This is a genomic window from Viridibacillus sp. FSL R5-0888, from assembly GCF_038009105.1.
Taxonomy (GTDB): domain Bacteria; phylum Bacillota; class Bacilli; order Bacillales_A; family Planococcaceae; genus Viridibacillus; species Viridibacillus arenosi.
The window spans coordinates 709,249-733,880 of the sequence record NZ_JBBPAU010000001.1 but is presented as its reverse complement, the minus strand read 5'-3'; the positions used below and the strand labels follow the sequence as shown (position 1 = coordinate 733,880).

General features: G+C 36.2%; 27 protein-coding genes and 1 tRNA gene. 3 read left to right on the top strand and 25 right to left on the bottom strand.

Going from position 1 to position 24,632, the window contains the following annotated elements; all coding sequences use genetic code 11:
- Positions 1 to 10 precede the first annotated feature (10 nt).
- On the bottom strand, positions 11 to 1,552 hold the full coding sequence (locus tag MKY02_RS03600; protein ID WP_038188842.1) for a DHA2 family efflux MFS transporter permease subunit: 1,542 nt from the start codon (positions 1,550 to 1,552) through the stop codon (positions 11 to 13).
- Between the two features lie 171 nt (positions 1,553 to 1,723).
- Here MKY02_RS03600 and MKY02_RS03595 point away from each other — a divergent pair, with 171 nt between their 5' ends.
- Entirely contained in the window at positions 1,724 to 2,632 is a 909-nt protein-coding gene (locus MKY02_RS03595) for a TetR/AcrR family transcriptional regulator (RefSeq protein ID WP_038188845.1), read from the top strand.
- A gap of 166 nt (positions 2,633 to 2,798) precedes the next feature.
- Here MKY02_RS03595 and MKY02_RS03590 read toward each other — a convergent pair.
- Positions 2,799 to 2,870 (bottom strand) — tRNA-Arg (locus tag MKY02_RS03590).
- 177 nt (positions 2,871 to 3,047) lie between these two features.
- On the opposite strand from MKY02_RS03590, the gene clpP reads away from it, so the two are divergent.
- Positions 3,048 to 3,638: an ATP-dependent Clp endopeptidase proteolytic subunit ClpP gene (clpP, locus tag MKY02_RS03585; RefSeq protein ID WP_038188848.1), complete on the top strand. Its 591-nt coding sequence runs from the start codon at positions 3,048 to 3,050 to the stop codon at positions 3,636 to 3,638.
- 59 nt (positions 3,639 to 3,697) lie between these two features.
- Here the strand turns inward: clpP and MKY02_RS03580 are convergent, their stop codons facing one another.
- The 21 genes from MKY02_RS03580 to MKY02_RS03480 form a co-directional block, all read right to left on the bottom strand.
- On the bottom strand, positions 3,698 to 3,955 hold the full coding sequence (locus tag MKY02_RS03580; protein ID WP_038188851.1) for an HPr family phosphocarrier protein: 258 nt from the start codon (positions 3,953 to 3,955) through the stop codon (positions 3,698 to 3,700).
- Positions 3,956 to 4,012: 57 nt separating this feature from the next.
- On the bottom strand, positions 4,013 to 4,960 hold the full coding sequence (whiA, locus tag MKY02_RS03575; RefSeq protein ID WP_038188854.1) for a DNA-binding protein WhiA: 948 nt from the start codon (positions 4,958 to 4,960) through the stop codon (positions 4,013 to 4,015).
- 43 nt (positions 4,961 to 5,003) lie between these two features.
- Entirely contained in the window at positions 5,004 to 5,984 is a 981-nt protein-coding gene (locus MKY02_RS03570) for a gluconeogenesis factor YvcK family protein (RefSeq protein ID WP_038188857.1), read from the bottom strand.
- 4 nt (positions 5,985 to 5,988) lie between these two features.
- Positions 5,989 to 6,873 carry an RNase adapter RapZ gene (gene rapZ, locus MKY02_RS03565; RefSeq protein WP_038188860.1) on the bottom strand — a complete coding sequence of 295 codons (885 nt, stop codon included), beginning with the start codon at positions 6,871 to 6,873 and terminating at the stop codon, positions 5,989 to 5,991.
- Positions 6,866 to 7,348, bottom strand: coding sequence for an NUDIX domain-containing protein (locus MKY02_RS03560; protein WP_038188863.1), 483 nt, complete (start codon positions 7,346 to 7,348; stop codon positions 6,866 to 6,868). Before MKY02_RS03560 ends, rapZ begins: the two co-directional genes overlap by 8 nt.
- Before the next feature lie 285 nt (positions 7,349 to 7,633).
- Positions 7,634 to 8,578 carry a thioredoxin-disulfide reductase gene (gene trxB, locus MKY02_RS03555; RefSeq protein ID WP_038188865.1) on the bottom strand — a complete coding sequence of 315 codons (945 nt, stop codon included), beginning with the start codon at positions 8,576 to 8,578 and terminating at the stop codon, positions 7,634 to 7,636.
- A gap of 102 nt (positions 8,579 to 8,680) precedes the next feature.
- Positions 8,681 to 10,207, bottom strand: coding sequence for a tetratricopeptide repeat protein (locus tag MKY02_RS03550; protein WP_038188868.1), 1,527 nt, complete (start codon positions 10,205 to 10,207; stop codon positions 8,681 to 8,683).
- A 74-nt stretch (positions 10,208 to 10,281) separates the two neighbouring features.
- Positions 10,282 to 10,902: a bifunctional phosphoribosyl-AMP cyclohydrolase/phosphoribosyl-ATP diphosphatase HisIE gene (gene hisIE / locus MKY02_RS03545; RefSeq protein WP_076034479.1), complete on the bottom strand. Its 621-nt coding sequence runs from the start codon at positions 10,900 to 10,902 to the stop codon at positions 10,282 to 10,284.
- Positions 10,899 to 11,657 carry an imidazole glycerol phosphate synthase subunit HisF gene (gene hisF, locus MKY02_RS03540; RefSeq protein ID WP_340708639.1) on the bottom strand — a complete coding sequence of 253 codons (759 nt, stop codon included), beginning with the start codon at positions 11,655 to 11,657 and terminating at the stop codon, positions 10,899 to 10,901. The genes hisIE and hisF overlap by 4 nt, the downstream gene beginning before the upstream one ends.
- Entirely contained in the window at positions 11,657 to 12,394 is a 738-nt protein-coding gene (gene hisA / locus MKY02_RS03535) for a 1-(5-phosphoribosyl)-5-[(5-phosphoribosylamino)methylideneamino]imidazole-4-carboxamide isomerase (protein ID WP_340710628.1), read from the bottom strand. The genes hisF and hisA overlap by 1 nt, the downstream gene beginning before the upstream one ends.
- Positions 12,394 to 13,044, bottom strand: coding sequence for an imidazole glycerol phosphate synthase subunit HisH (gene hisH / locus MKY02_RS03530; RefSeq protein WP_038188879.1), 651 nt, complete (start codon positions 13,042 to 13,044; stop codon positions 12,394 to 12,396). The genes hisA and hisH overlap by 1 nt, the downstream gene beginning before the upstream one ends.
- Positions 13,041 to 13,691 (bottom strand): imidazoleglycerol-phosphate dehydratase HisB, encoded by a 651-nt coding sequence (hisB, locus tag MKY02_RS03525; protein WP_083671649.1) that lies wholly within the window; start codon positions 13,689 to 13,691, stop codon positions 13,041 to 13,043. The genes hisH and hisB overlap by 4 nt, the downstream gene beginning before the upstream one ends.
- Positions 13,630 to 14,925: a histidinol dehydrogenase gene (gene hisD / locus MKY02_RS03520; protein WP_038188885.1), complete on the bottom strand. Its 1,296-nt coding sequence runs from the start codon at positions 14,923 to 14,925 to the stop codon at positions 13,630 to 13,632. The genes hisB and hisD overlap by 62 nt, the downstream gene beginning before the upstream one ends.
- Before the next feature lie 15 nt (positions 14,926 to 14,940).
- The gene (gene hisG, locus MKY02_RS03515; RefSeq protein ID WP_038188889.1) at positions 14,941 to 15,564 is read right to left on the bottom strand and encodes an ATP phosphoribosyltransferase; all 624 of its coding nucleotides are present in this window, start codon (positions 15,562 to 15,564) and stop codon (positions 14,941 to 14,943) included.
- 13 nt (positions 15,565 to 15,577) lie between these two features.
- A complete protein-coding gene (locus tag MKY02_RS03510; protein WP_038188892.1) occupies positions 15,578 to 16,726 on the bottom strand; it encodes an ATP phosphoribosyltransferase regulatory subunit in 1,149 nt (382 codons plus the stop codon).
- 121 nt (positions 16,727 to 16,847) lie between these two features.
- Complete coding sequence (locus tag MKY02_RS03505; RefSeq protein ID WP_340710625.1) at positions 16,848 to 17,372, bottom strand: acyltransferase; 525 nt, start codon at positions 17,370 to 17,372, stop codon at positions 16,848 to 16,850.
- Positions 17,359 to 18,024 carry a pyrophosphatase PpaX gene (gene ppaX / locus MKY02_RS03500; RefSeq protein ID WP_038188898.1) on the bottom strand — a complete coding sequence of 222 codons (666 nt, stop codon included), beginning with the start codon at positions 18,022 to 18,024 and terminating at the stop codon, positions 17,359 to 17,361. The genes MKY02_RS03505 and ppaX overlap by 14 nt, the downstream gene beginning before the upstream one ends.
- A 235-nt stretch (positions 18,025 to 18,259) precedes the next feature.
- Complete coding sequence (lgt, locus tag MKY02_RS03495; protein ID WP_038188901.1) at positions 18,260 to 19,069, bottom strand: prolipoprotein diacylglyceryl transferase; 810 nt, start codon at positions 19,067 to 19,069, stop codon at positions 18,260 to 18,262.
- A gap of 35 nt (positions 19,070 to 19,104) precedes the next feature.
- Complete coding sequence (hprK, locus tag MKY02_RS03490) at positions 19,105 to 20,031, bottom strand: HPr(Ser) kinase/phosphatase (protein ID WP_038188904.1); 927 nt, start codon at positions 20,029 to 20,031, stop codon at positions 19,105 to 19,107.
- Positions 20,032 to 20,312: 281 nt separating this feature from the next.
- Entirely contained in the window at positions 20,313 to 20,651 is a 339-nt protein-coding gene (gene cccB / locus MKY02_RS03485; RefSeq protein ID WP_038188907.1) for a cytochrome c551, read from the bottom strand.
- 251 nt (positions 20,652 to 20,902) lie between these two features.
- Positions 20,903 to 22,135: an EAL and HDOD domain-containing protein gene (locus MKY02_RS03480; protein ID WP_038188910.1), complete on the bottom strand. Its 1,233-nt coding sequence runs from the start codon at positions 22,133 to 22,135 to the stop codon at positions 20,903 to 20,905.
- A gap of 269 nt (positions 22,136 to 22,404) precedes the next feature.
- On the opposite strand from MKY02_RS03480, the gene MKY02_RS03475 reads away from it, so the two are divergent.
- Entirely contained in the window at positions 22,405 to 23,181 is a 777-nt protein-coding gene (locus MKY02_RS03475; RefSeq protein ID WP_038188914.1) for an enoyl-CoA hydratase-related protein, read from the top strand.
- Between the two features lie 38 nt (positions 23,182 to 23,219).
- Here the strand turns inward: MKY02_RS03475 and MKY02_RS03470 are convergent, their stop codons facing one another.
- Positions 23,220 to 23,687, bottom strand: a complete 468-nt coding sequence (locus MKY02_RS03470) for an S-ribosylhomocysteine lyase (RefSeq protein WP_038188916.1) — start codon at positions 23,685 to 23,687, stop codon at positions 23,220 to 23,222.
- A gap of 157 nt (positions 23,688 to 23,844) precedes the next feature.
- Positions 23,845 to 24,486 (bottom strand): DedA family protein, encoded by a 642-nt coding sequence (locus MKY02_RS03465; RefSeq protein ID WP_370588356.1) that lies wholly within the window; start codon positions 24,484 to 24,486, stop codon positions 23,845 to 23,847.
- Positions 24,487 to 24,632: the final 146 nt, after the last annotated feature.

Here is a 24,632-nt window from a genome sequence, read left to right as displayed (position 1 = left end):
TTTTCTTTTATTATGCTTTAACTTCTTCTTTTTGTTCTTGAGTGTTTTCAGTTGGGTTCATTGATTTTCCATTAACAGGAACACGTTTAACAAATAGCGCTAAGATAAGAGCAACTATCGTAATACCCATTGCAACAAAGAATGAGAAGTTAATACCATCAATCAACGCTTGTTGACCAACTTGAGCTTTCATTTGAGCAATTTCTGTTGCACTTGGTACATTACCAGATTGCGCAGCTGAAGCCATTTTTTCTTTCATTTCTAAACCTATCTCTTTTGCACGAGTAGCTGTATGCTTTGTCATAATTGTGATTAATACAGCTGAACCAATTGCGCCAGAAACTTGTTGTAGCGTATTATTCATGGCAGTACCGTGTGGATTCATCTTCATTGGTAATTGGTTTAAGCCATTTGTCATAATCGGCATCATAACCATAGACATACCGAACATACGAATTGTATATGCAAACATTAAGTAACCATAACTAGTATCGGCAGTTAATTTTGTTAACTCGTATGTTGCAATCGTAGTAATTGTTAACCCAGTAAGAGCCAATGCTTTAGGTCCAAATTTATCAAATAACTTACCTGTAATTGGTGACATAATTCCCATCACAAGTGCACCTGGTAGCATTAATAATCCTGCATCTAAAGGCGAAATACCACGAACTGTTTGAACATAAATTGGTGTAATAATCATACCTGAGAACATTGCCATAGAAACGACGATTGAAATCGCTGAAGATAGCGCAAACATCGGGTGTTTGTAGATTCTAACATCTAGCAAAGGTTGTTCTAAGAACAGCTGTCTAATAACAAATGCAGCAACACCTAAGACACCGACAATAATTGTACCGTAAACGATTGGGCTATCCCATCCTTTATCTCCAGCTGAACTGAAGCCATAAAGTAAAGAACCAAATCCAATAGTAGATAAGATCAATGAAAAGACATCTAGGCTTACTTTTCTTGTTTCCATTACATTGCCTAGTTTAAAGATTGCTAGCAATAATACAAGAATTGCGAAAGGCAAGATGATTTCAAATAACATACGCCAATCATAGTGCTCTACAATCCAGCCTGATAATGTTGGTCCGATAGCTGGAGCAGAAATCATTACTAGACCAAAGATACCCATAACAGATCCACGTTTTTCAATTGGGAAACTTGTTAACATAACATTCATTAATAACGGTCCTAATACTGCTGCACCTGCTGCTTGAATCATACGAGCTGCAATAAGTACCCAAAACTCTGGAGCGAATATAGCTAATGCTGTACCTATAGAAAATAATGTCATTGATGTAATAAATAAATGACGGTTTTTAAATCGAGTGATAAAAAAGGCACTTGCTGGAACTAGAATACCTCCGACAAGCATATAACCCGTTGATAGCCATTGAACTTGAGAAGCCGCTACATCAAACTCCTTCATTATCGTTGGTAATGCCACATTTAATAATGTGTTGTTAAGAAAAGAAACAAAAGCACCTATAAACAAGATTACTATCATTGCGTAAGGTGGCTTTTTCTGTAATGCGTTACTATTCATATTATATCCTCTCTACTTTCATTATATTTCGTATATAGAAGTTTACTTGATTTATTTTATACTCATGGTACAACTTTTTCAACTAAAAAATTTTGTCATTTTATAAACATTGATATTAAAGCGTTTCCAAGTTAGAATGATAGTACACTAATTGAAAAAATAGGTGATGTTATGAACAATCGTAAACGTCAAGTTATCGTTGCCTCTCAAAAGCTCTTCGTGGAAAAAGGTTTTCAAAATACCTCCATCCAAGATATTCTAGATGAATCGCATATTTCTAAAGGCACTTTTTATAATTATTTTGCTTCAAAAAACGAATGCTTAATCGCAATAATAGCTAAAGGTCGCGAAGAAGCGGATGTTCGCAAGCATGAGATGCTTATAGGACAGGATCCAAAAGATAAAGACTTACTAGCTAAGCAAATTGCTGTATTGATGCAAATAAACCGTGATCAAAATTTAATCCCTATCTTTGAATCGATTTTCCATTCGGGTGAACCAGAACTTAAAGAAGTAGTAATGCGATTTCATCTAAACGAGTTAAATTGGCTCGCAAAAAGAATTGTCGATATTTATGGAGAAGAATCAAAGCCGCACTGTTACGATGCTGCCATCCTAACTTTTGGTATGATACAACATATGTTGCATATTTGGAAAATTACACGTGAAGATGCTCTAGACCCAGTACAGATTGTGAAATACGTAATTCAACAGCTAGATGCCGTTTTACCTGCTCAAATTGAGAGAGGTGAACATTTCTTAGGCTGTGATTTAGCAAAGTACTTACATGAGAATTTCAAACATAAATATGTAACGAAAGAGTATTTAGCAGAACAGCTAACTGGATTTTCAGAAGGCCTTATTGAAGATGATTTACAAGCTGGTAAAGAATATACAACCTGCCTTATAAAATCTTTACAAGAAGAAACTACCCCATACTATATAATTGAAGCAATTGTATTACCCTTTAACACTAGCTTTAAAGGTACTAAACATGCTGCAGAAGCCCAAGAAATTGCAAATCTTATATGGCTATTTATAAAACAAAATAACAACCTAGACATATTAAATAGTAATTAATTGGACACAAAAAGTCGCTTTTCAATATTAAAGCGACTTTTAATTTCTATATGACAGTTTATTATTCTATTGATTTGGGCATATTATCATTATTGGAGCCCATCATACAAAAACATCTATGTCGCTATTTAAATAACGACATAGATGTTTAAAGTGCAGTTATATACGCCCTCGGAGGGAATCGAACCCCCAGCCTAAGAACCGGAATCTTATGTGTTATCCATTACACTACGAGGGCAATTCATCAATTGCGACTTTTCTATTATACAAAGGAAACCAAAACAATTCAACCATAGGATTATTGGATTCGAATCATTTGACCTTCCTTGACCATAATGTGTATGATAAAGGTGCAATAGAAGCAAATTGCTTTTATACAGGAAAATTGAATTTACCTTTTGAGGAGGATATTCTTATGAACTTAATCCCTACAGTTATTGAACAGACAAACCGCGGTGAACGTGCTTATGACATTTACTCACGCTTATTGAAAGACCGTATTATTATGTTAGGTAGCGCTATCGATGACAACGTTGCAAACGCTATTGTTGCTCAACTTTTATTCCTAGAAGCTGAAGATCCAGAGAAAGATATCTCTATATACATTAACAGTCCTGGTGGTAGCATTACAGCTGGTATGGCAATCTACGATACTATGCAATTCATCAAACCAAATGTACAAACAATTTGTATCGGTATGGCTGCATCTATGGGTGCTTTCTTACTTGCCGCTGGTGAAAAAGGGAAACGCTTTGCATTACCGAATGCTGAAGTGATGATTCACCAACCACTTGGTGGCGCACAAGGTCAAGCGACTGAAATTGAAATTGCTGCAAAACGCATTTTATTCCTTCGTGAAAAACTAAACAGTATTTTATCTGAACGTACAGGTCAACCAATCGAAGTTATAGCAAAAGACACAGATCGTGATAACTTCATGACAGCTGAGCGTGCGAAAGAATATGGTCTAATCGATCAAATTTTTGAACGTAACGAAATTAAATAAACATCTAAAAAACCGCTATTCTCGTAAGATGAGAATAGCGGTTTTTATATTTTATTCATTTAATCCTCAGATTGAATTAGTTTTACTAGACCATTTAATGCAAGTGCTTCATCGGCACCATCTGCAGTTAAAATGACTTTAGATCCTTTTGCAACAGCCAAACTCATAATACCCATAATACTTTTAGCATTTACTTTTTTATTATCTTTCGTCAAAAATACATCCGCAGAGTAGCGATTTGCTTCTTGTACGAACAAAGCCGCCTGTCTTGCTTGTAGTCCTGATTTAAGTTTTACTTCTACTTGTTGTTCTGCCATTCGTTTTACTCCTCCTATAATTACTTATATATTCATTATCCGTGCGTCTTCATTCCATTAAAGTTTAACCACTTCGCCTCTACGCAATGATTCAGCAATATCATCAATTTTACGTAGGCGATGATTGACACCTGATTTACTAACAGTACCTGCTGATACCATTTCACCAAGTTCTTTTAATGTCACTTCTTGATACTCCACACGTAATCGAGCAATCTCTCTAAGCTTCTCAGGTAGTTGATCAATCCCAATACTATGATCGATATATCGGATATTTTCTACTTGACGAACAGCTGCTCCAATCGTTTTGTTTAAATTAGCCGTCTCACAGTTCACAAGTCGATTCACGCTATTTCTCATATCACGTACAATACGCACATCTTCAAATTTCATCATGGCTTGATGTGCACCTACTAAACTTAAAAAGTCTGAAATTTTCTCAGCTTCTTTTAAGTATGTGACAAATCCTTTTTTTCTTTCGATTGTTTTTGCATTTAAATCGAATTTATTCATTAAATCAGCCAGTGCCTCACCATGCTCTTTATATAACGAATACACTTCTAAATGATACGCGGAAGTTTCCGGATTATTGACAGATCCACCAGCTAAAAATGCGCCTCTTAAATATGAACGCTTACTACTAGTTGTATCGACTAAACCTTCTGCAATTGTATGATTGAACAAAAAGTTTCCAGAGACAATTTCTAAATCCTCTAAAATTTCTTTTGCCCCTTCTCTCACACGGCAGATATAAACATTATTCTTCTTTAAACGCATTTTCTTTCGCACAAGAAGCTCCACTCTATAACTATAGAACCTCTTCATTACTGTATAGATTCTTCGTGCGATTGCTGCATTTTCAGTTTGAATATCAAGACTAAGTTGACGGTTTGCAAATGACAGAGAGCCATTCATTCTGATGAGGGCAGATAATTCTGCTTTTAAGCCTGTATCGCCTGCTTCAACTTGTGTTAATTCTTTTTTTGTTTCTGAAGCAAATGACATATTAACCCCCCTCTCTATCATGATTTATATAAAACAACGGATTTTATATCATTTTTATGTCACTGTTAAAAGAATGAGCATACTCTACTAACCATTCAGCAACCTTTGAGGCTTCATGACGTACAACGCCATCATGAGTTGTAGCAATTTCTTTTTTCACTACTTGGATACCCATTTTTTCTAATACTCCAACATCAAAAAAAACTGGCTCTGCTTCTTCTTCTTTATAAGCCGCTCTTACAGATGCTGGTACCTCTTCTTTATTAATTAATATCGTTTCGATAAAAGGTTGCCCTAAATGATCGTTTAATGCTTTTACATGGTCTGATGCTGCAAAGTTTTGTGTTTCTCCTGCTTGCGTCATAAGATTACATATATACACTTTCTTTCCTTTAGCACTAATAATGGCCTCTTGAATATCATCCACTAACAGATTCGGTAAAATACTCGTATATAAACTTCCAGGTCCTATAATAATAATATCCGCTTTTTTGATTGCGCTTACAGATTCTGGTAGCGGTTTCACATCCTCAGGCGATAAAAAGATTCTTTTGATGCCTGTATTGAATGTCGGAATTTTAGATTCACCTTTTACAATTGTACCATCAATTAGCTCGGCAAAAAGGGTAATTCTTTGATTTGCTGCTGGCAATACTTTACCGTGCACATTTAAGACACGACTCATTTCTCGAATTGCATGCGAAAAATCGCCAGTAATCTCAGTTAATGCGGTTAACATCAAGTTACCTAGTGAATGACCACTTAAATCTTCAGATGCTGAAAATCGATATTGGAACATTTCTTCTACCAGAGGTTCGACTTCAGATAGTGCAGCGATGACATTTCGTACATCGCCTGGTGGCGGTATTTCGTAGTCATCTCTTAATCTACCCGAGCTCCCCCCATCATCCGCTACCGTCACAATGGCAGTTATATCAATAGGGAACTTTTTCAAACCTCGTAAAAGAGTAGATAATCCAGTCCCTCCACCAAGAATGACGATACGCGTATTTCGTTTCCCCATAGAATTAGCCCTTTCTTTTTGCAATATCGCGATGCGTAATAACCGTTGGCACATCTTTATTCAAATAATCACCAAAATATTCGGCTAATGTAACAGAGCGGTGCTGCCCCCCCGTGCAACCAAATGCAATAATGAGTTGTGTTTTACCCTCTTTTTTATATAGAGGCAACATAAATTCAAATAAATCCGTCAGTTTTTTTATTAATGTCTGTGCTTCATCATATTTTAGAACATATGATGATACGTCCTTCTCTAATCCTGTTTTAGGGCGTAAACTCTCCACATAATAAGGATTCGGTAAAAAACGCACATCAAATACTAAGTCTGCGTCAATTGGAAGGCCATGCTTAAAGCCGAATGACATAACATTGACTGTGAATCTTCGAGAATTTACACCTGAAAATTGCGCAATAATTCGCTCGCGTAACTCTCGAGGTTTCATACTTGATGTATTATATATAAATTGTGCTTTTTGTTTCACTTCAGCAAGTAATTCTCTTTCGTGATGAATTCCTTCTAACGGCAATCCACCAGCAGGAGCAAGTGGGTGTGAGCGGCGTGTTTCTTTATATCGTCTCACTAATGTTTCGTTATCTGCATCTAAGAACAAAATTTTTGTCGCAACTAAATCTTGCTTCTCGATTTGTTCTAATGCATCAATTAGTGATGAAAAGAAATCACCACCTCGTAAATCCATCACAGCTGCGATACGAGAAAATTCTTTTTTAGATTCTTTCATTAGAGTTAAGAAAGTTGGTAGTAATGCAGGTGGTAAATTATCGATGCAGTAAAAACCTAAGTCTTCAAAACTTTGGATTACGACAGTTTTTCCTGCTCCAGACATCCCTGTAATAATGATCAATTCGTTAACCGGTTGAGTGCTAGGCATTGATGCCATCTCCTTCAGTTGAAATTTGAATTGTTTCATTTAATAGTTCAAAATCTTCTGTATAAGTAAAAGTACCGTATTGCATGCCTTTTTCGTTTACGGCAAACAATAAATTAGTACGATCTCCTTCAGCCATCGGTAAATGGTTCAAGCTTTCAATTGGATGCCATTCCAGAACACCTTCAACTGTATCTTCATAAGGCGTACCTTCTAAGCCATCTGCAACAAATGTAAAGAGCATCCACTCATTTACAATATCTTGATCATTTTTTATCACCATTGTATATATACCTTTTAAATGCGGGTTTAAAGGGATTGTCCCCGTTTCTTCCCTGAATTCCCGGTTAGCAGCTGTAAAAATAGACTCCCCACTCTCTATTTTACCACCCGGCGCAACATACCAGCCTCGTCGTGGTTTTTTTAGTAAAAGAACTTTGTTATCTTTTCTAACAATCAAATTTGCTATTCTCTGCACACACGACACTCCAAATCATTGTAAACTTATAATCATTATTATACATTGTTACACCTTTAGCGTACAAAAATATGTCCGAAAGGACAGTGATTTCACTAATCTAGTCCCTTTTCAATAACAATATAGCCTCCATATATAAAAAAGAGGCTGCTTCAAACGGCAAATTACCGCGAAACAGCCTTACCAATATATCTATCTTAATAGGGGGTTATTGCACTTACAACTATACCCTTATTATATTGCAAATGAGTTACAGCTATGTTAAGAAGACGTTAAAATCAGCAATTAATTACTAATTTTTTCTTTTAACATTTCAACATAATGTTGAACCGCTTGAGCTGCGATACTACCATCACCAGTTGCAGTTACGATTTGACGTAATGTTTTTTCACGTACGTCACCAGCAGCGAAGATACCAGGAATACTTGTTTCCATCTCTTCATTTGTTGGGATATATCCAGCTTCATTTAAGATTCCTAGACCCTCAAATGGTTTTGTTAATGGTAACATGCCAATATATACGAATACACCATCAGCAGCAAATTCTTGTTCAGTACCATCCACAGTAGAAACAAGCGTTACACTGCCTACTTTTCCGTTCTCTTCATTCACTTGTTTAACAGTGTTGTTCCAAATAAAATCAATTTTCTCGTTAGCAAATGCACGATCTTGAATGATTTTTTGGGCACGTAATTTATCACGACGGTGAACGATTGTTACTTTTTCCGCAAAGCGAGTTAAGTAAATTCCTTCTTCAACAGCAGAGTCTCCTCCACCAACAACAACTAGGTTTTTATTTTTGAAGAATGCCCCATCACATACTGCACAATAACTTACACCACGGCCACCAAGTTCTTTTTCACCAGGTACGCCCATTTTTTTGTATTCAGCACCAGTTGTAATAATGATGGCACGTGTTTTAAATTCTTTTGAGCCTGCTTTAATTGTTTTATATTCTTCACCATCGATAATTTCAGTAACATCGCCATAAGCATATTCAGCACCGAATTTTTTCGCGTGGTCAAACATTTTAGTAGATAATTCAGGTCCTAAAATAGAATCGAAACCAGGATAGTTTTCAACTTCTTCTGTATTAGCCATTTGTCCACCTGGAATACCACGTTCTAGCATTAATGTAGATAAGTTGGCACGTGAAGTATAAACGGCAGCTGTCATCCCTGCTGGACCTGCACCGATAATAACTACATCATAAATTTTCTCTTCTGACATATCTGTTCCTCCTAGATCTGTATAAAGCATTTCATTATATTCAATATCCATGGTAGAGGATAACTGGTGTACGTTCAATATTTCTGCTTACCATTTCGACATTTAAGCGTCGAATCCAGGTAAAAAATGTATTAATTCGTTCACATATTTCGTCAAAGTAGTTGTTGTAACCCCATACGCTTCTGCAACTGACTTTTTAGTAACACTTTTCATTCGAGAGGATTTATACATATAATCCACTGCTGCTACAAGTGCCTTTGGATTCTTGAATTGATAATTTTCCTCCAACGCTCTTTCGCATAATACGAACCACATTTGAAATAGAAATGTGTTAGGCATTGAAATAGGCATCGATTGCATATATAAAATATCTGAAGCTTCCATAGCTCTTAAAAACGGTAGAATACTTTTATCCTGCGCATCAAATTCATGCTCAAGTGCATATGCTAGAAATAGTTTTTCCATCGAAGAATATTCATCGACATCAATCCAACCTGGATGTGCAATAATTTCCTGCTTGTGTACTGTTTTACCTAATAAATATAGACCAAATAATCGGTCACTACGGTATTTACTTTCAAGCTTTTCAACGATAAATTCTCGATTTTGCTCGATAGCATTTGGATTTGTCACACGGCTCTCATGTGCCCATGGCTCAAAGCCGTCCTTATCAGGATCGATTTCCAATAGTTTTTTCCAAGCACTTTTCCCAACAGCTTTTCTACCTGAGAAATAAGCTGCATGGGATAGCCAAAAGTAAAATCCAGGATCGCCTTCAAACCCACGTTTTTGCAAACTACGTAACCATTTATAAGCTTCTTCATAACGACCAACGAGAGCTAATGTAGCCCCTAATTTATAACGGTGGTCAAATGAGTATGGTTGGATTTTTACTAATAACTCAAGTAGCTCGTCCAACTCTTCTTTATTTTTTTCGTAGTAAGCCATGACCGTTAAATTACAAAGGGCATGTAAATTACCAAAATTCCCTTTTAACACTTGATGCAATAACGCTCTTGCTTGTTCAGATTCTCCTAGATAAAAATAAGCAAGTGATAAGTTATTATAGGCTGCCCAGAAATCAGGGTTATCTTGAATAATCTCTTCAAATTGCTCAATGGCCTCTTTAAAATTTCCCTCTTCCATCATACGGCGAGCTTTTTCTTGTAAATACACAGCTTCTGAATCTTGCGGTTCATCAGATGTTGGTTGCTCTTTCATCTGTTCAGAGAAATCAATAATTTCAAGCGCTTCTTCAGCATAAACACCTTGTTGATCTAACTCTAGATAAAGCTTTGCGTATTTTCCTGCTTCATCTGACATACCTAGATGAGCAGAGACTTCAGCTAAAAACAATACTATTTCCGGTTCATCAGGGTCAATTGAATGAGCTTTTCTTAATAGCTCTAAAGCATGATCATGCTGTTCAAGCTCCATTTTTATAACACCATATTGCATAAGTATAAGTGAATCTTCAGGACTAAGTTCCACTGCTCTTTGTAAGTATTTATGCGCCTTATCAAACTGCTCTCGATCTAACGCTTGTAATGCTTTATTATAATAAAAATTCCCATCTGGAATAAAAGATACGACATTTTCTCGCGGTTTTAGTTTACGTTTTTTCTCCAAAAAAATTCCTCCGAAAAAAATAAGGAACGTATAGAAACGTCCCTTATACTCTAGTATCCTTCATTATAACATATTTAATGTTGCTCATGCCGTTTTTGAAGTACACCTAAAACTTCAAATACATCCATCTTTTGTTCTTGTAATAGAACCAATAAGTGATAAATTAAATCTGCTGTTTCCCATTTCAATTCTTCGGCATCGCGGTTTTTTGAAGCTATAACAACCTCTGTTGCTTCCTCACCAACTTTTTTACAAATTTTATCGATACCTTCATTAAATAGATAAGTTGTATATGCACCCTCTGGCATTTCCTTTTCGCGGTTTTGAATAACACTACGAAGCTCAGTAATAATTTCTAAAGAACCCAAATTTTCCGTTTTTTCTTTTATGGTTTCTGTAAAGCAACTTGTCGTACCATTATGACAAGCAGGTCCTGTTGGTAAGACTTCTACAACCAGAGCATCTTTGTCGCAGTCAGCACGAATAGCTATCACTTTTTGTGTGTTACCACTTGTGGCTCCTTTATGCCAAAGTTCTTCACGAGAACGGCTATAAAACCACGTTTCACCTGTCGCTAATGTTTTTTCTAAAGATTCTTTGTTCATGTATGCAACAGTTAGTACTTCTTTCGTTTGTGCATCTTGTACTACTGTAGTAATCAAACCTTTTTCGTTAAATTGGAGATTTTCTATCATCTCACAAACACTCCCTTTTGTCGCAATTCATTTTTCACTTCTGCGACACTTGTTTCTTTATAGTGAAATATAGAAGCCGCTAGTGCAGCATCTGCATCTACATGTTGTAAAACATCATAAAAGTGATCCGCGTTTCCAGCCCCACCACTCGCAATAATTGGTACGTTGACAGCTTCACGGATTGCTTTTGTTAAAGGTAAATCAAAGCCACTTTTCTCTCCATCTTGATCCATACTTGTAACTAATAATTCACCTGCTCCCAGTCTTACTGCTTCTTTCGCCCAAGCCACTGCTTGCCAATCCGTTTTGTTGCGTCCACCATGCGTATAGACCATCCAAGTACCGTCTTCTTCGCTCCACTTAGCATCGATTGCCACCACGATACATTGTGCTCCGAAGTAATCGGAGCCTTCTTTAATAAGTTCTGGACGTTGCAAAGCAGACGAATTAACTGATACTTTATCTGCACCAGCACGAAGCAGTCGTTTCATATCTTCAAGTGTTCGAATACCGCCTCCTACTGTAAAAGGAATCGCTAATGTAGAAGCTGTTTGTCGTACGACATCAACCATCGTTTCACGTCCTTCATGCGAAGCAGAAATATCTAAAAAAACAAGCTCATCCGCGCCTTGTTCATTATAAAACTTAGCAAGCTCTACAGGATCACCAGCATCTCGTAATGAGACGAATTGAACGCCTTTTACAACGCGTCCTTCCTTCACATCAAGACATGGAATAATTCGTTTTGTAAGCATTATTCCGCCTCCTTAAGTGCCTCTGGCAATGTAAATCGACCTGCGTAAAGAGCTTTACCAATAATCACACCTGCAACTGACGAATTTTGTGCAGCTTCTTTTACTCGCTGAATATCTACAAGTGAACTGATTCCACCAGATACGATAATCTCGGCATTTGTTGCCTCAGCTAATTTCACATTCGCTGGAATATTCGGACCAGCTAAAGTACCATCTGTTGCAATATCAGTGAAAACAAAATATTTTGCGCCTGCCTTAGCAAAATATTTTCCTACTTCTATTGCAGACTTATTAGACGTCTCAAGCCAACCATGTGTCGCTACCATGCCATCCTTTGCATCTAGTCCAATTACTATGCGTTCTGCACCAAATTCTTCTATAAAGTTTGCAACAAGCTCTGGTTCACGAATGGCTAGGCTGCCAATAATCACCCGATGAACCCCATTTTCAAGATAGTAGCGTACATCCTCCTCAGAACGAATACCACCACCTATTTGCACTTTCACTGGTAATTTTTTTGCAACACGTATAACTTCAGCTGCATGTGTACGTTCACCGTCTTTAGCACCATCTAAATCGACCATATGTATAAAGCTTGCACCTTCTTCTACAAAGCTTTTTGCCATTTCAAAAGGAGAGTCTGCGTACACTGTTTCTTGTGCGTAATCGCCTTTAAATAGGCGTACGCATTTGCCACCTCTCATATCGATTGCTGGGAAAACTTGAATTGAACTCATTACAATACAACTCCTTTTTTTACACCATCTAACCACCGCTTCAATAGTAGTACACCGAATTCACTTGATTTTTCAGGGTGAAATTGCATACCTGTAATAGAACCTTTTTGTACAATACCTGGCACTTGTTCATTGCCATAATGAGCAAAAGCAACTAGATCCGCTCGATCCATATTAGTTGCGAAGTATGAATGAACAAAATAGACGAAACGATTGTCTGTCATTTCATCTTCTTGTAACCATTCTGGACGTTGAGCAAATTGTAGTTCATTCCATCCCATATGTGGTACTCGATAGGCACTACCATCATCATTAATTCCAGCAAAGCGCTCAATCTCCCCATTGAAAATACCTAGTCCTTTACCACTGCCATTCTCCGCGCTTCCTTGAAATAATAACTGCATACCTAAACAAATACCTAATAAGGGTATATTGCTTTTTTCCACCTCATTTATTAGTGAAACTAAATTCGTTTCTTGTAGTCGTTTCATAGCATCTTTAAAAGCACCTACCCCAGGTAAAATAAGGGCATCTGTTGCTAATAGCTCTTCTTTGTCAGCAGATACTATAACTTCATAACCTAGGCGTTTAATAGCCTGTTCAACGCTAAATAAATTCCCCATACCATAATCGATTATGCCAATTTTCATGTTAACAGCCCCTTAGTTGAAGGTACACCTTTCACACGTGGATCAATCGATACCGCATCATCAATCGCTCTAGCTAGCGCTTTGAAGATTGCTTCGATAATATGATGAGCATTGTGTCCATAAGGAACAATAACATGAACATTCATACGAGCCTCTAATGCAAATTTCCATAAAAATTCATGTACTAGCTCCGTATCAAATGTACCAACTTTCTCTGTCGGGATATCTACTCGGAATTCTAAGTGTGGACGATTTGAACAATCAATAACAACTTGTGCTAATGCATCATCCATTGGCACAAATGCGTTACCATAGCGCTTAATACCTTTTTTATCACCTAACGCTTCTTTAATTGCTTGACCTAACACAATTCCTAAATCCTCTGTTGTATGGTGATCATCAATATATGTATCACCATTTGCAGTAATAGAACCGTCAAATAAACCATGTTTCATAAATAGATCTAACATATGGTCCATAAAAGGAACACCCGTTGAAATAGTAGATTTCCCTTCACCATCTAAATTAATTTCTACTGCAATCTGAGTTTCATTTGTTTTTCGTTCGATTTTTGCAAAACGTTTTTTAGTTGCTTCCACTTGATTCGTCTCCTTTATCCCAACCTCTAGACTCCACTGCTCTGGCATGAGCTTCTAACCCTTCTAATCTGGCAAGCCTAGCTATTTTCGGTGAATTTTGTGCCCAAGTTTCTTTTGTATAATAAACAACACTTGTTTTTTTAATAAAATCATCAACATTCAAGCCACTAGCAAAACGCGCAGTACTATTTGTTGGTAACACGTGATTTGTGCCCGCAAAATAATCTCCTACTGGTTCTGAACTATAGCGTCCAATAAAAATAGCGCCTGCATTACGAATTTGCTCAGCAACAGCTTCCGCATTGTCAGTAACAATTTCTAAATGTTCTGGTGCTAATTGATTGATCGCTTGTACTGCTTCAGCGAGCGTTTCAGCTATATAAATACTGCCAAAGTTTTCAATTGCCTTACGCGCAATTGCTTCTCGCGGTAATGATGTTAGCTGATTTTCAACTTCCTCCGCTACTTCTTCAGCAAACCTTTCACTCGTTGTAACTAATATCGCACATGCCATAGGGTCATGTTCGGCTTGAGATAATAAGTCTGCTGCAATCTCATCTGCATATGCATTTTCATCTGCAATAATAGCAATTTCACTTGGTCCAGCGATCATATCAATGGCTACTTCACCAAACACTTCACGTTTAGCTAATGCAACAAAAATATTTCCTGGCCCTGTAATTTTATCAACTGCTTGAATCGATTCTGTACCGTAAGCAAGAGCACCAATTGCCTGTGCACCACCAATTTTATAAATCTCTGTAATCCCTAAAATGGATGCAGCAGTTAGAACAGCAGCTGGTAGCTTACCGTCTTTTCCTGGAGGTGAAACTAAAACGATGCGCTCAACACCAGCTACTTGAGCTGGAATAACATTCATTAAAACAGATGATGGGTAAGCAGCTGAACCTCCTGGCACATAAAGACCAACAGACGCTAACGCTGTAATACGTTGACCTAACCATGAATTATTTTCCAGATTTAGTTGATAACCTTGGCGCTTTTGCTTGTCATGGTATGCTCGAATATTCAATGCAGCTTCTTTTAAATCCTCAACTAATTGTGCATCCATACTGCTGACTGCTTCGGACATTTCTTCTGGTGACACGCGCAATTCATTGAGCAAAACACCGTCCCATTTGGCACCATATCCTTTGACAGCAGCATCGCCATTTTGACGAACATTGGCAAGTACTTCCCTTACTGTTTGTAATTGCTCCTCGTTGCCGCTCTCTAATGGACGTTTTAAGGTTATATTATTTGTTAAGTTTTGAATCTTCATCGTTTAAACCTTCTCTCATTTCACACATTTTTTTAAACGTTTTACGAGATCTTGAATACGCTCATTCTTCATGCGATAGCTCACAGGATTGGCGATCAATCGAGAGGAAACATCCGTAATGTGTTCATATTCAACTAGCCCATTTTCTTTTAAGGTTTGACCAGTTGAAACAATATCCACAATGCGGTCAGCAAGTCCTATCATTGGAGCTAATTCAATCGAACCGTTTAGTCCAATAATTTCAACTTGTTCTCCTTTTTCACGGTAATAGTGGGAGGCAACTGCTGGATATTTCGTCGCTATACGTGGCGCAATATCATTTAACTTAGTATTTGGTAATCCCGCAGAAGCGATATAACATTTACTAATTTTCAAATCAAGTAATTCATGTACCGCTCTTCCTTGTTCTAGCAAAACATCTTTTCCTGCTATACCAATATCAGCTACACCATGTTCAACATATGTAGGTACGTCCATTGGCTTTGCTAGTATGAAGCGAATTTTTTCAGATGGAATTTCAATCATTAATTTACGTGATATTTCAACATCTTCTGGCAAGTCAAAACCTGCTTGAATGAGCATTTCATATGCTTCTTCGAAAATGCGCCCTTTAGGCATTGCGATTGTCAATTCAGTCATGTTCGATTCCTCCTTACCCAATACGTACAACTTTTGAAAAGAGTTGCTCAAATACTGCTATATTCTCTATACCTTCAATCGATTGCAATGTCGTGCGTTTACCTTCTTTACGAAGAGTAGCTGCCTTTGCTACTGCTTTTGGAAACTCATTCTGCGCAAATAATACGAGCACCTCTTCTTGATCCTTTTGAAATGAAGGCATGACTTCCAACAGTTGATCGACACGTAACCCAAAACCAATTGCTCCAACCTGTGATCCAAATTCATCAAGTAATCCATCGTAGCGTCCACCATTTCCTAACGGAAAACCTGCTCCTGTAGCAAATACTTCAAATAGCATGCCACTGTAGTAATTCATATGACTCGCTAATGTGAAATCAAAATAAATGTACTTTTCCACTTCAGAAATAGCTAAAATCTTTTGCAATCTTTCCATATATATAAAATCATCTTTTTCTATTAAGTATTTATCAATTTGGTTAATGTTATTTAGATCTGTCGCTTCTTCAATAAAAGTTAATAATGTTTGTTTGTTTTTCTGAGGCAACTCAAAAAACTTAACCGCTTCTTCAAAACCTACAATATTCTTTTCTACAAGTAGTTTATGTAATTCTTTGAATTGCTCTTCTGTTCTGACATTTTGAGTTAGAATAGCATTTAGAATACCTACATTTCCGATTGTTAACTTAAATTGTTTTACTTCTAATGCTTTTAGTAGTTCAATCACCGTCAATAAAACTTCAGCGTCAGCATATACAGAAGGATCTCCAATAATTTCAACACCCATTTGTTCAAATTCTGCTGGGCGTCCACCTTCTGTTTCTTGAGCGCGGAATACATTTGAAAAATAAGCTAAACGTAATGGAATCTTTTCTTTTAATAACTTCGATGATGCAACACGTGCAATTGGTGTTGTCATATCTGGACGAAGCACTAATGTATTACCTTGACTATCTACTAGCTTAAATAAAGAAGACTCAACGATTGCAGAGGCTTTACCAACCGTATCGTAATATTCAAGCGTTGGTGTTTTTATAAAGTCAAAACCTCTCAGTTGTAGAAAGTCTCGACCGGTCTGTCTGACAACTTCTTTTTTTTCAAAAATCTTTGGAAACGTATCGCGCATTCCAAGTGGTTTTTCAAACATTCGAATCGGTGACATAATGACACTTCCTAATCTATATACTTTAGTTCACTAGAGTGATAGAGTGATGATGCATGAAAGTATTTTATCTCAATTCTTACATGCCGTCAATAGAAAAAACTCATAAAGTATACAAACTTTATGAGTTTTTAGAATTCACTGACTTTTTGACATCCATTTGTTCCTTCGTGTAAATGATTTGCATCGGATTCCCTCCAACAAAAGCGCCAGTTGGAACATCTCTATTCACTAATGTTGCAGCAGAGACAATTGCGTCATCTCCAATGCTAATGCCAGGCAATATTGTTGAATTTGCACCAATCATTACACGATCCCCAATAATGACATCGCCTAATCTATATTCTTCTATTAAATATTCATGCGCTAAAATCGTCGTATTATAGCCAATGATCGTATTACTTCCAACTTGAATGCGTTCGGGAAACATCGTATCTGGCATTACCATTAAAGCAAAAGCCGTCTTATCTCCTATTTTCATTTTCAAAAATGTACGATACAGCCAGTTTTTCATCGATAAAAATGGCGTATAACGCGCTATTTGAATAACGATGAATGTTTTTGCTACCTTCCAAAAGGAAACTGTTTTATAAATTTGCCAAAGAGAACTTGCACCTTCAACAGGATATCTCTCAGTTCTCCTCATAGGTGACTTCCTCAACAATCTCTAGTAAGTCACTCAAATGATGCAACATATAATCAGGTTTGAATTGTGCCAAGAATGCTTCACCCTTCAATGACCATGCAACGCCCGCTGTTTTTACTCCAGCGTTTTTACCACCTTCAATATCGTGAGTATTATCGCCTATCATTATCACTTCATCTTTTTGTAAACCCATCTTCTCAAGTGCTAATAAAATTGGTTCTGGATCTGGCTTCACATTTTTCACATCATCTAAACCAATAATGACTTCAAATAGTCCTTCTGCTTTTAAAACACGAAGTCCTCTTGATAGCATATCTTGTCGTTTTGTTGAGACAATCGCAAGTCGAATTCCAGCTTCTTTCAGTGCTAGTAATGTTTCTAAAACACCGTCAAATTCTCTTACAAGTTCATCATGATGAGCAATATTCCATTTTCGATAATCTTGTACTAGCTCATCTACACGCTCTAAATCGACATTTGAAAATGTTTCTTTTAAAGATGGCCCTAAAAATGGTAAAACATCTTCTCTGCTATATTTCCCGGGGAATTTAGTCTCTAATACATGTAAAAAAGTTTGTATGATAAGCTCATTTGTATCTAATAAAGTACCGTCAAAGTCGAATAATAGTGCTTTAATTTTTCTATTTGTCATACGAATGCGGCTCCTTTTTCTTTCTTTTCTTCATTTCTTCGTCAAAGTGTTGTTACAGCTACAAAAAAACGAATGGGGTCGTAATACGATTAAAAATAACGACAATTTAGGGATTCTAACGCCCCGCCCAAAAATGTATATAGCTTCATCAACTATCTGATAAGCATTAATGACCAAGCTAATTTCAGCCTGGCCATTAAAACTCTTTTAGCGTTCCATTCGCTACTCTTCAATATTACTTATCTAAATACTTTACAACTGGTTTTACTTTCATTCTTCTGTAGATGAAAAGTGCAACACCTATCACTAAACCGATTAATGATACAATTTGTGCCATGCGCAAATCACCTATTAATAAACTATCAGTACGTAATCCTTCTACGAAGAAACGACCAAACGAATACCAAATAATATAAGTTAAGAATATTTCACCACGTCGTAAGTTCACTTTTCGTAAGGCTAGTAACAATACGAGACCAACTACATTCCATAGTGATTCATATAAGAAAGTAGGATGATGGTAAATACCGTTCACATTCATCTGCTCAATAATCCAATTTGGCAAATACAATCCTTCTAAGAAATCGCGTGTCACAGCATCGCCAAAAGCCTCTTGGTTTATAAAATTACCCCAACGACCAATAATTTGACCTACTATTAAGCTTGGTGCTAATACATCTGCAATCTTCCAAAAACTAACCCCATGCTTTTTAGCAAAAATATATGTAGTAATAAATGCACCGATTAGTGCACCGTGTATGGCAATCCCACCATGCCAAATCTGAATAATCTCACCAGGATTTGCACTATAGAAATCCCATTTAAATATCACGTAGTAAATTCTGGCACAAATAATAGAAATTGGTACTGCCCAAATCAATAAATCTGTTAAAAAATCATTATGAAATCCACGTTTCACCATTTCTCGTTGCCCAATCAAAAAGGCAATAATAATGCCTGTCGCAATAATAACACCGTACCATCTAATTGAAATTGGTCCTAACTCAAGTGCTACTGGGTTAATTTGTAATAATATTGAATCCATACTCTTCTCCTTCCAAATTACGAAGTTCGCCTACATCAATTTTCTTTAGACTCAATCACACTATCAAGCCTTTTAGAAAACTCTTCTGCTGCGTTAACACCAAGTTTTTTCAATCGATAATTCATTGCTGCTACTTCGATGATAACAGATAAATTTCGTCCTGGTTTAACTGGGATTGTTAACTTCGTCAATTCCGTATCAATAATTTTCATCGTCTCTTCTTCTAAACCTAAACGATCATAGGTTTTATCAGAATCCCATACTTCTAAATCAATAACAAGTGAAATGCGTTTATGACTTCTAACTGCACTAGCTCCAAATAAGGTCATAATATCAATAATACCTATACCACGAATTTCAAGTAAATGTTGTATTAATGCAGGTGCATTCCCTATTAATGTATTTTCTCCTTCTTGACGAATTTCCACACAGTCATCCGCAACAAGACGGTGTCCTTTTTTCACAAGCTCAAGCGCAGTCTCACTTTTACCTACACCGCTTTTCCCTGTAATCAAAACTCCAATACCATATATATCAGCCAAGACACCATGAACAGCAGTCGTAGGAGCCAATTGACTTTCAAGATAATTCGTTAACATACTAGAGAAACGAGTTGTTGCCATTTTTGTTGATAATACAGGTACATGGTGCTCATTAGAAGCAACAAATAACGCTTCAGGTACTTCCATGTCATGCGAAATAATAATAGCAGGTGTATCTTGTGAACAAAGTTTGTTCATTCGATCAAACTGCACATCCCTTGGCAACATATCAAAAAATGACAGCTCAGTTTTTCCTAATAGCTGAACACGTTGAGCTGGATAATGCGTAAAATAGCCTGCCATCTCAAGGCCTGGTCTAGAAATATCACTTGTTAATATATGTCGACCAATTCCCTCATGACCACTGATAAGCTTCAAGTCAAACATCTTAATAACATCTTTCGTACATACTTGATCCAAAACTAACACTTCCTCCCATAAAACTACCCTTCAATATAACAACACTTGGAATATATTTTAACATAAATTTAATTGCTGAGTGCGTTCGTCAAGCTACGGCAAGTACTGAAGTAATCGAAGAAAATGCTCGTTTACCCATGAAGTTAAAAATTACTTCTCTTACCTCAACTAAATTTTATAAAAAAAGCAATCCATATGCTCCATGGGTTGCTCTTATTCTTTCTGTATTATCCACAAAAAAACCAGCTTTCCTCTAAAGAAAGCTAGTTTTGATATAGATATTATTTTTGTTTAGATAACCATTGAGCTACTGCATCAGCATCGTCACCTGTTATGAGTCCCCCAGGCATTCCATTTTTACCGTTATTAATTACATCTAAAATTTCTTTTTTGGAAAGCGTAGCACCAATTTTTGAAATGTTAGGGAAATTACCTTGTCCTTCAAGATTTTCACCGTGACAAGAAATACATTTTGATTGGATAATTTGTTGTGCATCAACGGCTGCTGTTTCCGAACCATTTTTTTCATTTGTAGTTTCTTCTTTTGCTTTATCGTTACCACCACATGCACCAAGTACAAGGGCCGAACCGAATAGCATAGCAAGTAGAGTTTTTTTCATTTGAAGACCTCCTCATTCATTGTATTGCTTACAGATTAATTATACCGAATAAAAACGTTTTTAAAACCTTACACAAACAGGTATACCCGTTAAAAAGCTCTGTAAACACATAGACAGCAATGCTTTCGTCTAGTTGTTTCATCTTTGTGAATTTCACTATTTCAGCATTCCCCAAAATAAAAAGCTTATTCAACTGTTTTAATCTTCATTTTACTGTTGCATCTTTTCTTAACACACTTGTCTCGTTCACATTAAAGAATATTATCTGACCATTTATTTGCTTCTTGGTATATAGCATATAAATCTTTTCCTCTAATCCCTATTTCAACCGCTAATTCTGCAACTTTATCCCAATTTAGCTTATCCAAGGCAATAGCCATTTGTAAATATGGTGCCATCTCTGTTTCACCTTCTAAAATGGTTTCAATAATATTATCTGATAAAGGAAGTTGCAATAAAATACTGTTCATAGATCTCTGCAAAATTGCGTCAATTAATGAAAACATTCCAACTAAGAAATATTCGGAATAATTCTCTTTATGTTTAAAACGGGCTAACATTTCGCAAATTTTCGCTCTACATAATGACGCCTTCATCAGCTCATCATACATATCTGCCTCGGCATCCTTCTGCGATTCACGATACGCTAAAATATATATCCATTTACGTAAATCCGCTAAGCCTAATAATAAAATAGCTTGTTTAATTGAACGAATTTTGGATTTTCTACGTTTAGATGATGAGTTGATTAATTTTAACAACTTGAATGACATCGCGACGTCATGCTCAATTTGCTTAGTAATATCATCTATATCCGGATCTTTCCCACGTAATAAAGAAATCACACGATAATATTGTAATACATTGGTTGGAATATCATTACCTCGGATAATTTGAGGTTGTTTGAAGAAATAACCTTGAAAAAGTTGATATCCATTATCTTTTGCTATCTGACATTGTGAAAGTGTCTCTACCTTTTCAGCTAATAAAATGATTTTGGGGAAATCATTTCTAATGCGCTTCTCTATCTCTTTTCTCTCCTCTTCTGAAGTAAGAAGAAAGTCTACTTTTATGTAATCGGTATATGTAAATAATTCATTATATAATGTCACATCTTTTTGCAATTCAAAATCATCAAGAGCAATTTTATAGCCTTGACTTTTTAATTGCTTGATTTTCTTGACCAGTTTCTCTGTAATGGGAACATCTTCCAAAATTTCTATTACTACTTGATCTGGTTGTAAATGATCAAATATGTTACTCATTAAAAGGTTTTCAGTAAAGTTTATAAAGCATGGTTTGCCATTTGTAAGCTCATCAAAACCAATTGAAAATAATGAATTGATCAGTACTTCGACAGTTGCCTTATCCGAATCAATAGCTGGAAACTCGTTCATGACAGCCCCGTTTCGATATAATAATTCATATGCGAAAACTTGCTTTTGCTTATTAAATATAGGTTGACGACCAATAAATACTTCCATATGGTTTCTCCTTTAAAATCTATTTCCATTTCATTATATCAGCAATTTTACTTAAAGTATTTAGTTCAACACATTACTTTCATCCTTTAATTTTACCTTTAATTCCAAAAAGATACGTATTTTATAATGAAATTATTCGTTTTATTGGAAATATAAATAAAATAAGTAAAGGTTAATAGCTGGAAATGATAATTCAAAGATGACGAAAAATCATAGACATGCTATCGTTTATTTGGGAGTAATTTTTTCACTATAAGGGGGAATTTCTATTGGATACACTTATTTATAAACAACAGGAGCATTTGGCATTTGTAACATTGAATAGACCACTGGCTATGAATGCGTTCAATTATGATTTACTAGCTGAATTAGGACAAGTTGTTGAATCTATTCGTATTAATCCCGATATTCGTGTAGTCATTTTTACAGGCGCAGGTGATAAAGCTTTTAGTGTAGGTGCTGACTTAAAAGAACGAAAAACATTAACTGAGCAACGTGTAAAACGTAATCTCTATAAGATAGGTGAGGTTTTTTCAGCTATTGAAAATTTACCACAACCGACTATTGCAATGATTAATGGCTATGCTTTCGGTGGGGGTACCGAATTAGCATTAGCATGTGACTTCCGTTTTGCCGCAGATGATATTTCACTCGGCCTAACAGAAACGAGCCTTGGTATAATTCCAGGGGCTGGTGGAACTCAACGACTTCCTAGACTCATAGGAGAAGCAAAAGCACTAGAACTGATTTTAACTGCAAAAAGATTACAGGCTAAAGAAGCTCTAGCATACGGTCTTCTGACTAAAGTCGAAAAGCGTGAGGAACTTCTTGCAAAAACAATCGCCTTCGCAGAGTTAATGCTAGCTAACGGTCCAATTGCATTACAACAAGCAAAATTTGCTATCAAGCATGGGATGAATACCGACTTACAAACAGGTCTTCATATTGAGCGAAAAGCATATGAAATTACCATTCCTACTGAAGATCGTATTGAAGCACTCAATGCATTCTCTGAAAAACGAAAACCCAATTTTACAGGAAAATAATAATAAAGAGGCTGCTAGTATACGCAGCCTCTTTCTGTTTATTCTTCTATGAAAATTTGTGTCCACTCATCACGTTTCGCTAGCATTTCTTTTGCAAGCTCCTTCGCACCTTCTAAACTATGACTCGCAGCCCAACCGCATTGTACTTCGTTGCATGCTGGTACTTCTGTTGCTGCCAAGACATCATTAAAAGTTTTATCTAAAATATCTAGTACCTCATCAAAGTTATTATGATTAATCATTGATAAATAAAAGCCCGTTTGGCATCCCATTGGACTAAGATCGACAACATGGTCCGTATGATTACGAATGTTCTCAGCCATTAAATGCTCTATTGAATGCAACGCAGGCATTTCCATATGCTCTTTGTTTGGTTGTTTAAATCGAATATCATATTTATAAACTTCATCACCATTTACACCTTTTTTAAGCCCCGCTAATCGAACAAATGGTGCGACGACTTTTGTATGGTCTAAATTAAAGCTTTCAACATTCATTTTCTCCATGATATCAAACTCCTTTAACTATTAGTCTTCTAGATAAATCAATATTACCATCTTCCAAATACTTTTTCATTAAAAATTCCAACAATTCTTACTATTTTAATTGGTTTTCATAAAAAAACACTTTAGCCAATTAACTAAAGTGTTCTACTACTATTATTTATTTCTTTACTCTGGATTTCAATAAACCAATGATTGCTGGTAAAACTGAAACAAAAATAATAATTAATATTACTTTTGAGAAGTTGTCTTTAACTATTGGGATATTACCAAAGAAGTAACCTGCTAATGTACAAATACCTACCCATAAGAATGCACCTATAATGTTATACATTAAAAATTGACGATAATGCATTCGGCTAGCACCGGCTACAAATGGGATGAACGTTCGAATAAATGGCATGAAACGAGCGAAGATAATCGTTTTCCCACCATGCTTATTAAAGAAATCCTGTGCTTTTTGCATACGGTCTTGATTAATAATACGTCCTAAAAAGCTCTTAGGTGAAATAGCCGTTCCAACTTTTTGTCCAATCTCATAGTTTACCGAATCTCCAAATACAGCTGCTACGAAAAAAACTAAAAGAAGAATCGGTAAATTAAATGCTCCAAGTGCAGCAAATGCTCCGCTGGCAAATAGTAATGAATCACCTGGTAAGAACGGGAATATTACAACACCCGTTTCTACAAAAACAATGGAAAAGATAATACCATATGACCAAACACCAAATTGTTGAATTATTTCAACGAGATGTTGATCAATATGCATTATAAAGCTAAATAAGTTCTGTATAAGTTCAATCATTCAATTCACTCACAATCTTTTTTTCTCACTTGTTTATCATACTGTTTTCTCACTATACTGTCACGGATTTATAAATATGTATGCTTTTAATAAACGTTGTGAAATATAAAAAGTTCCGCAAATCGTGCGGAACTTTTATATTT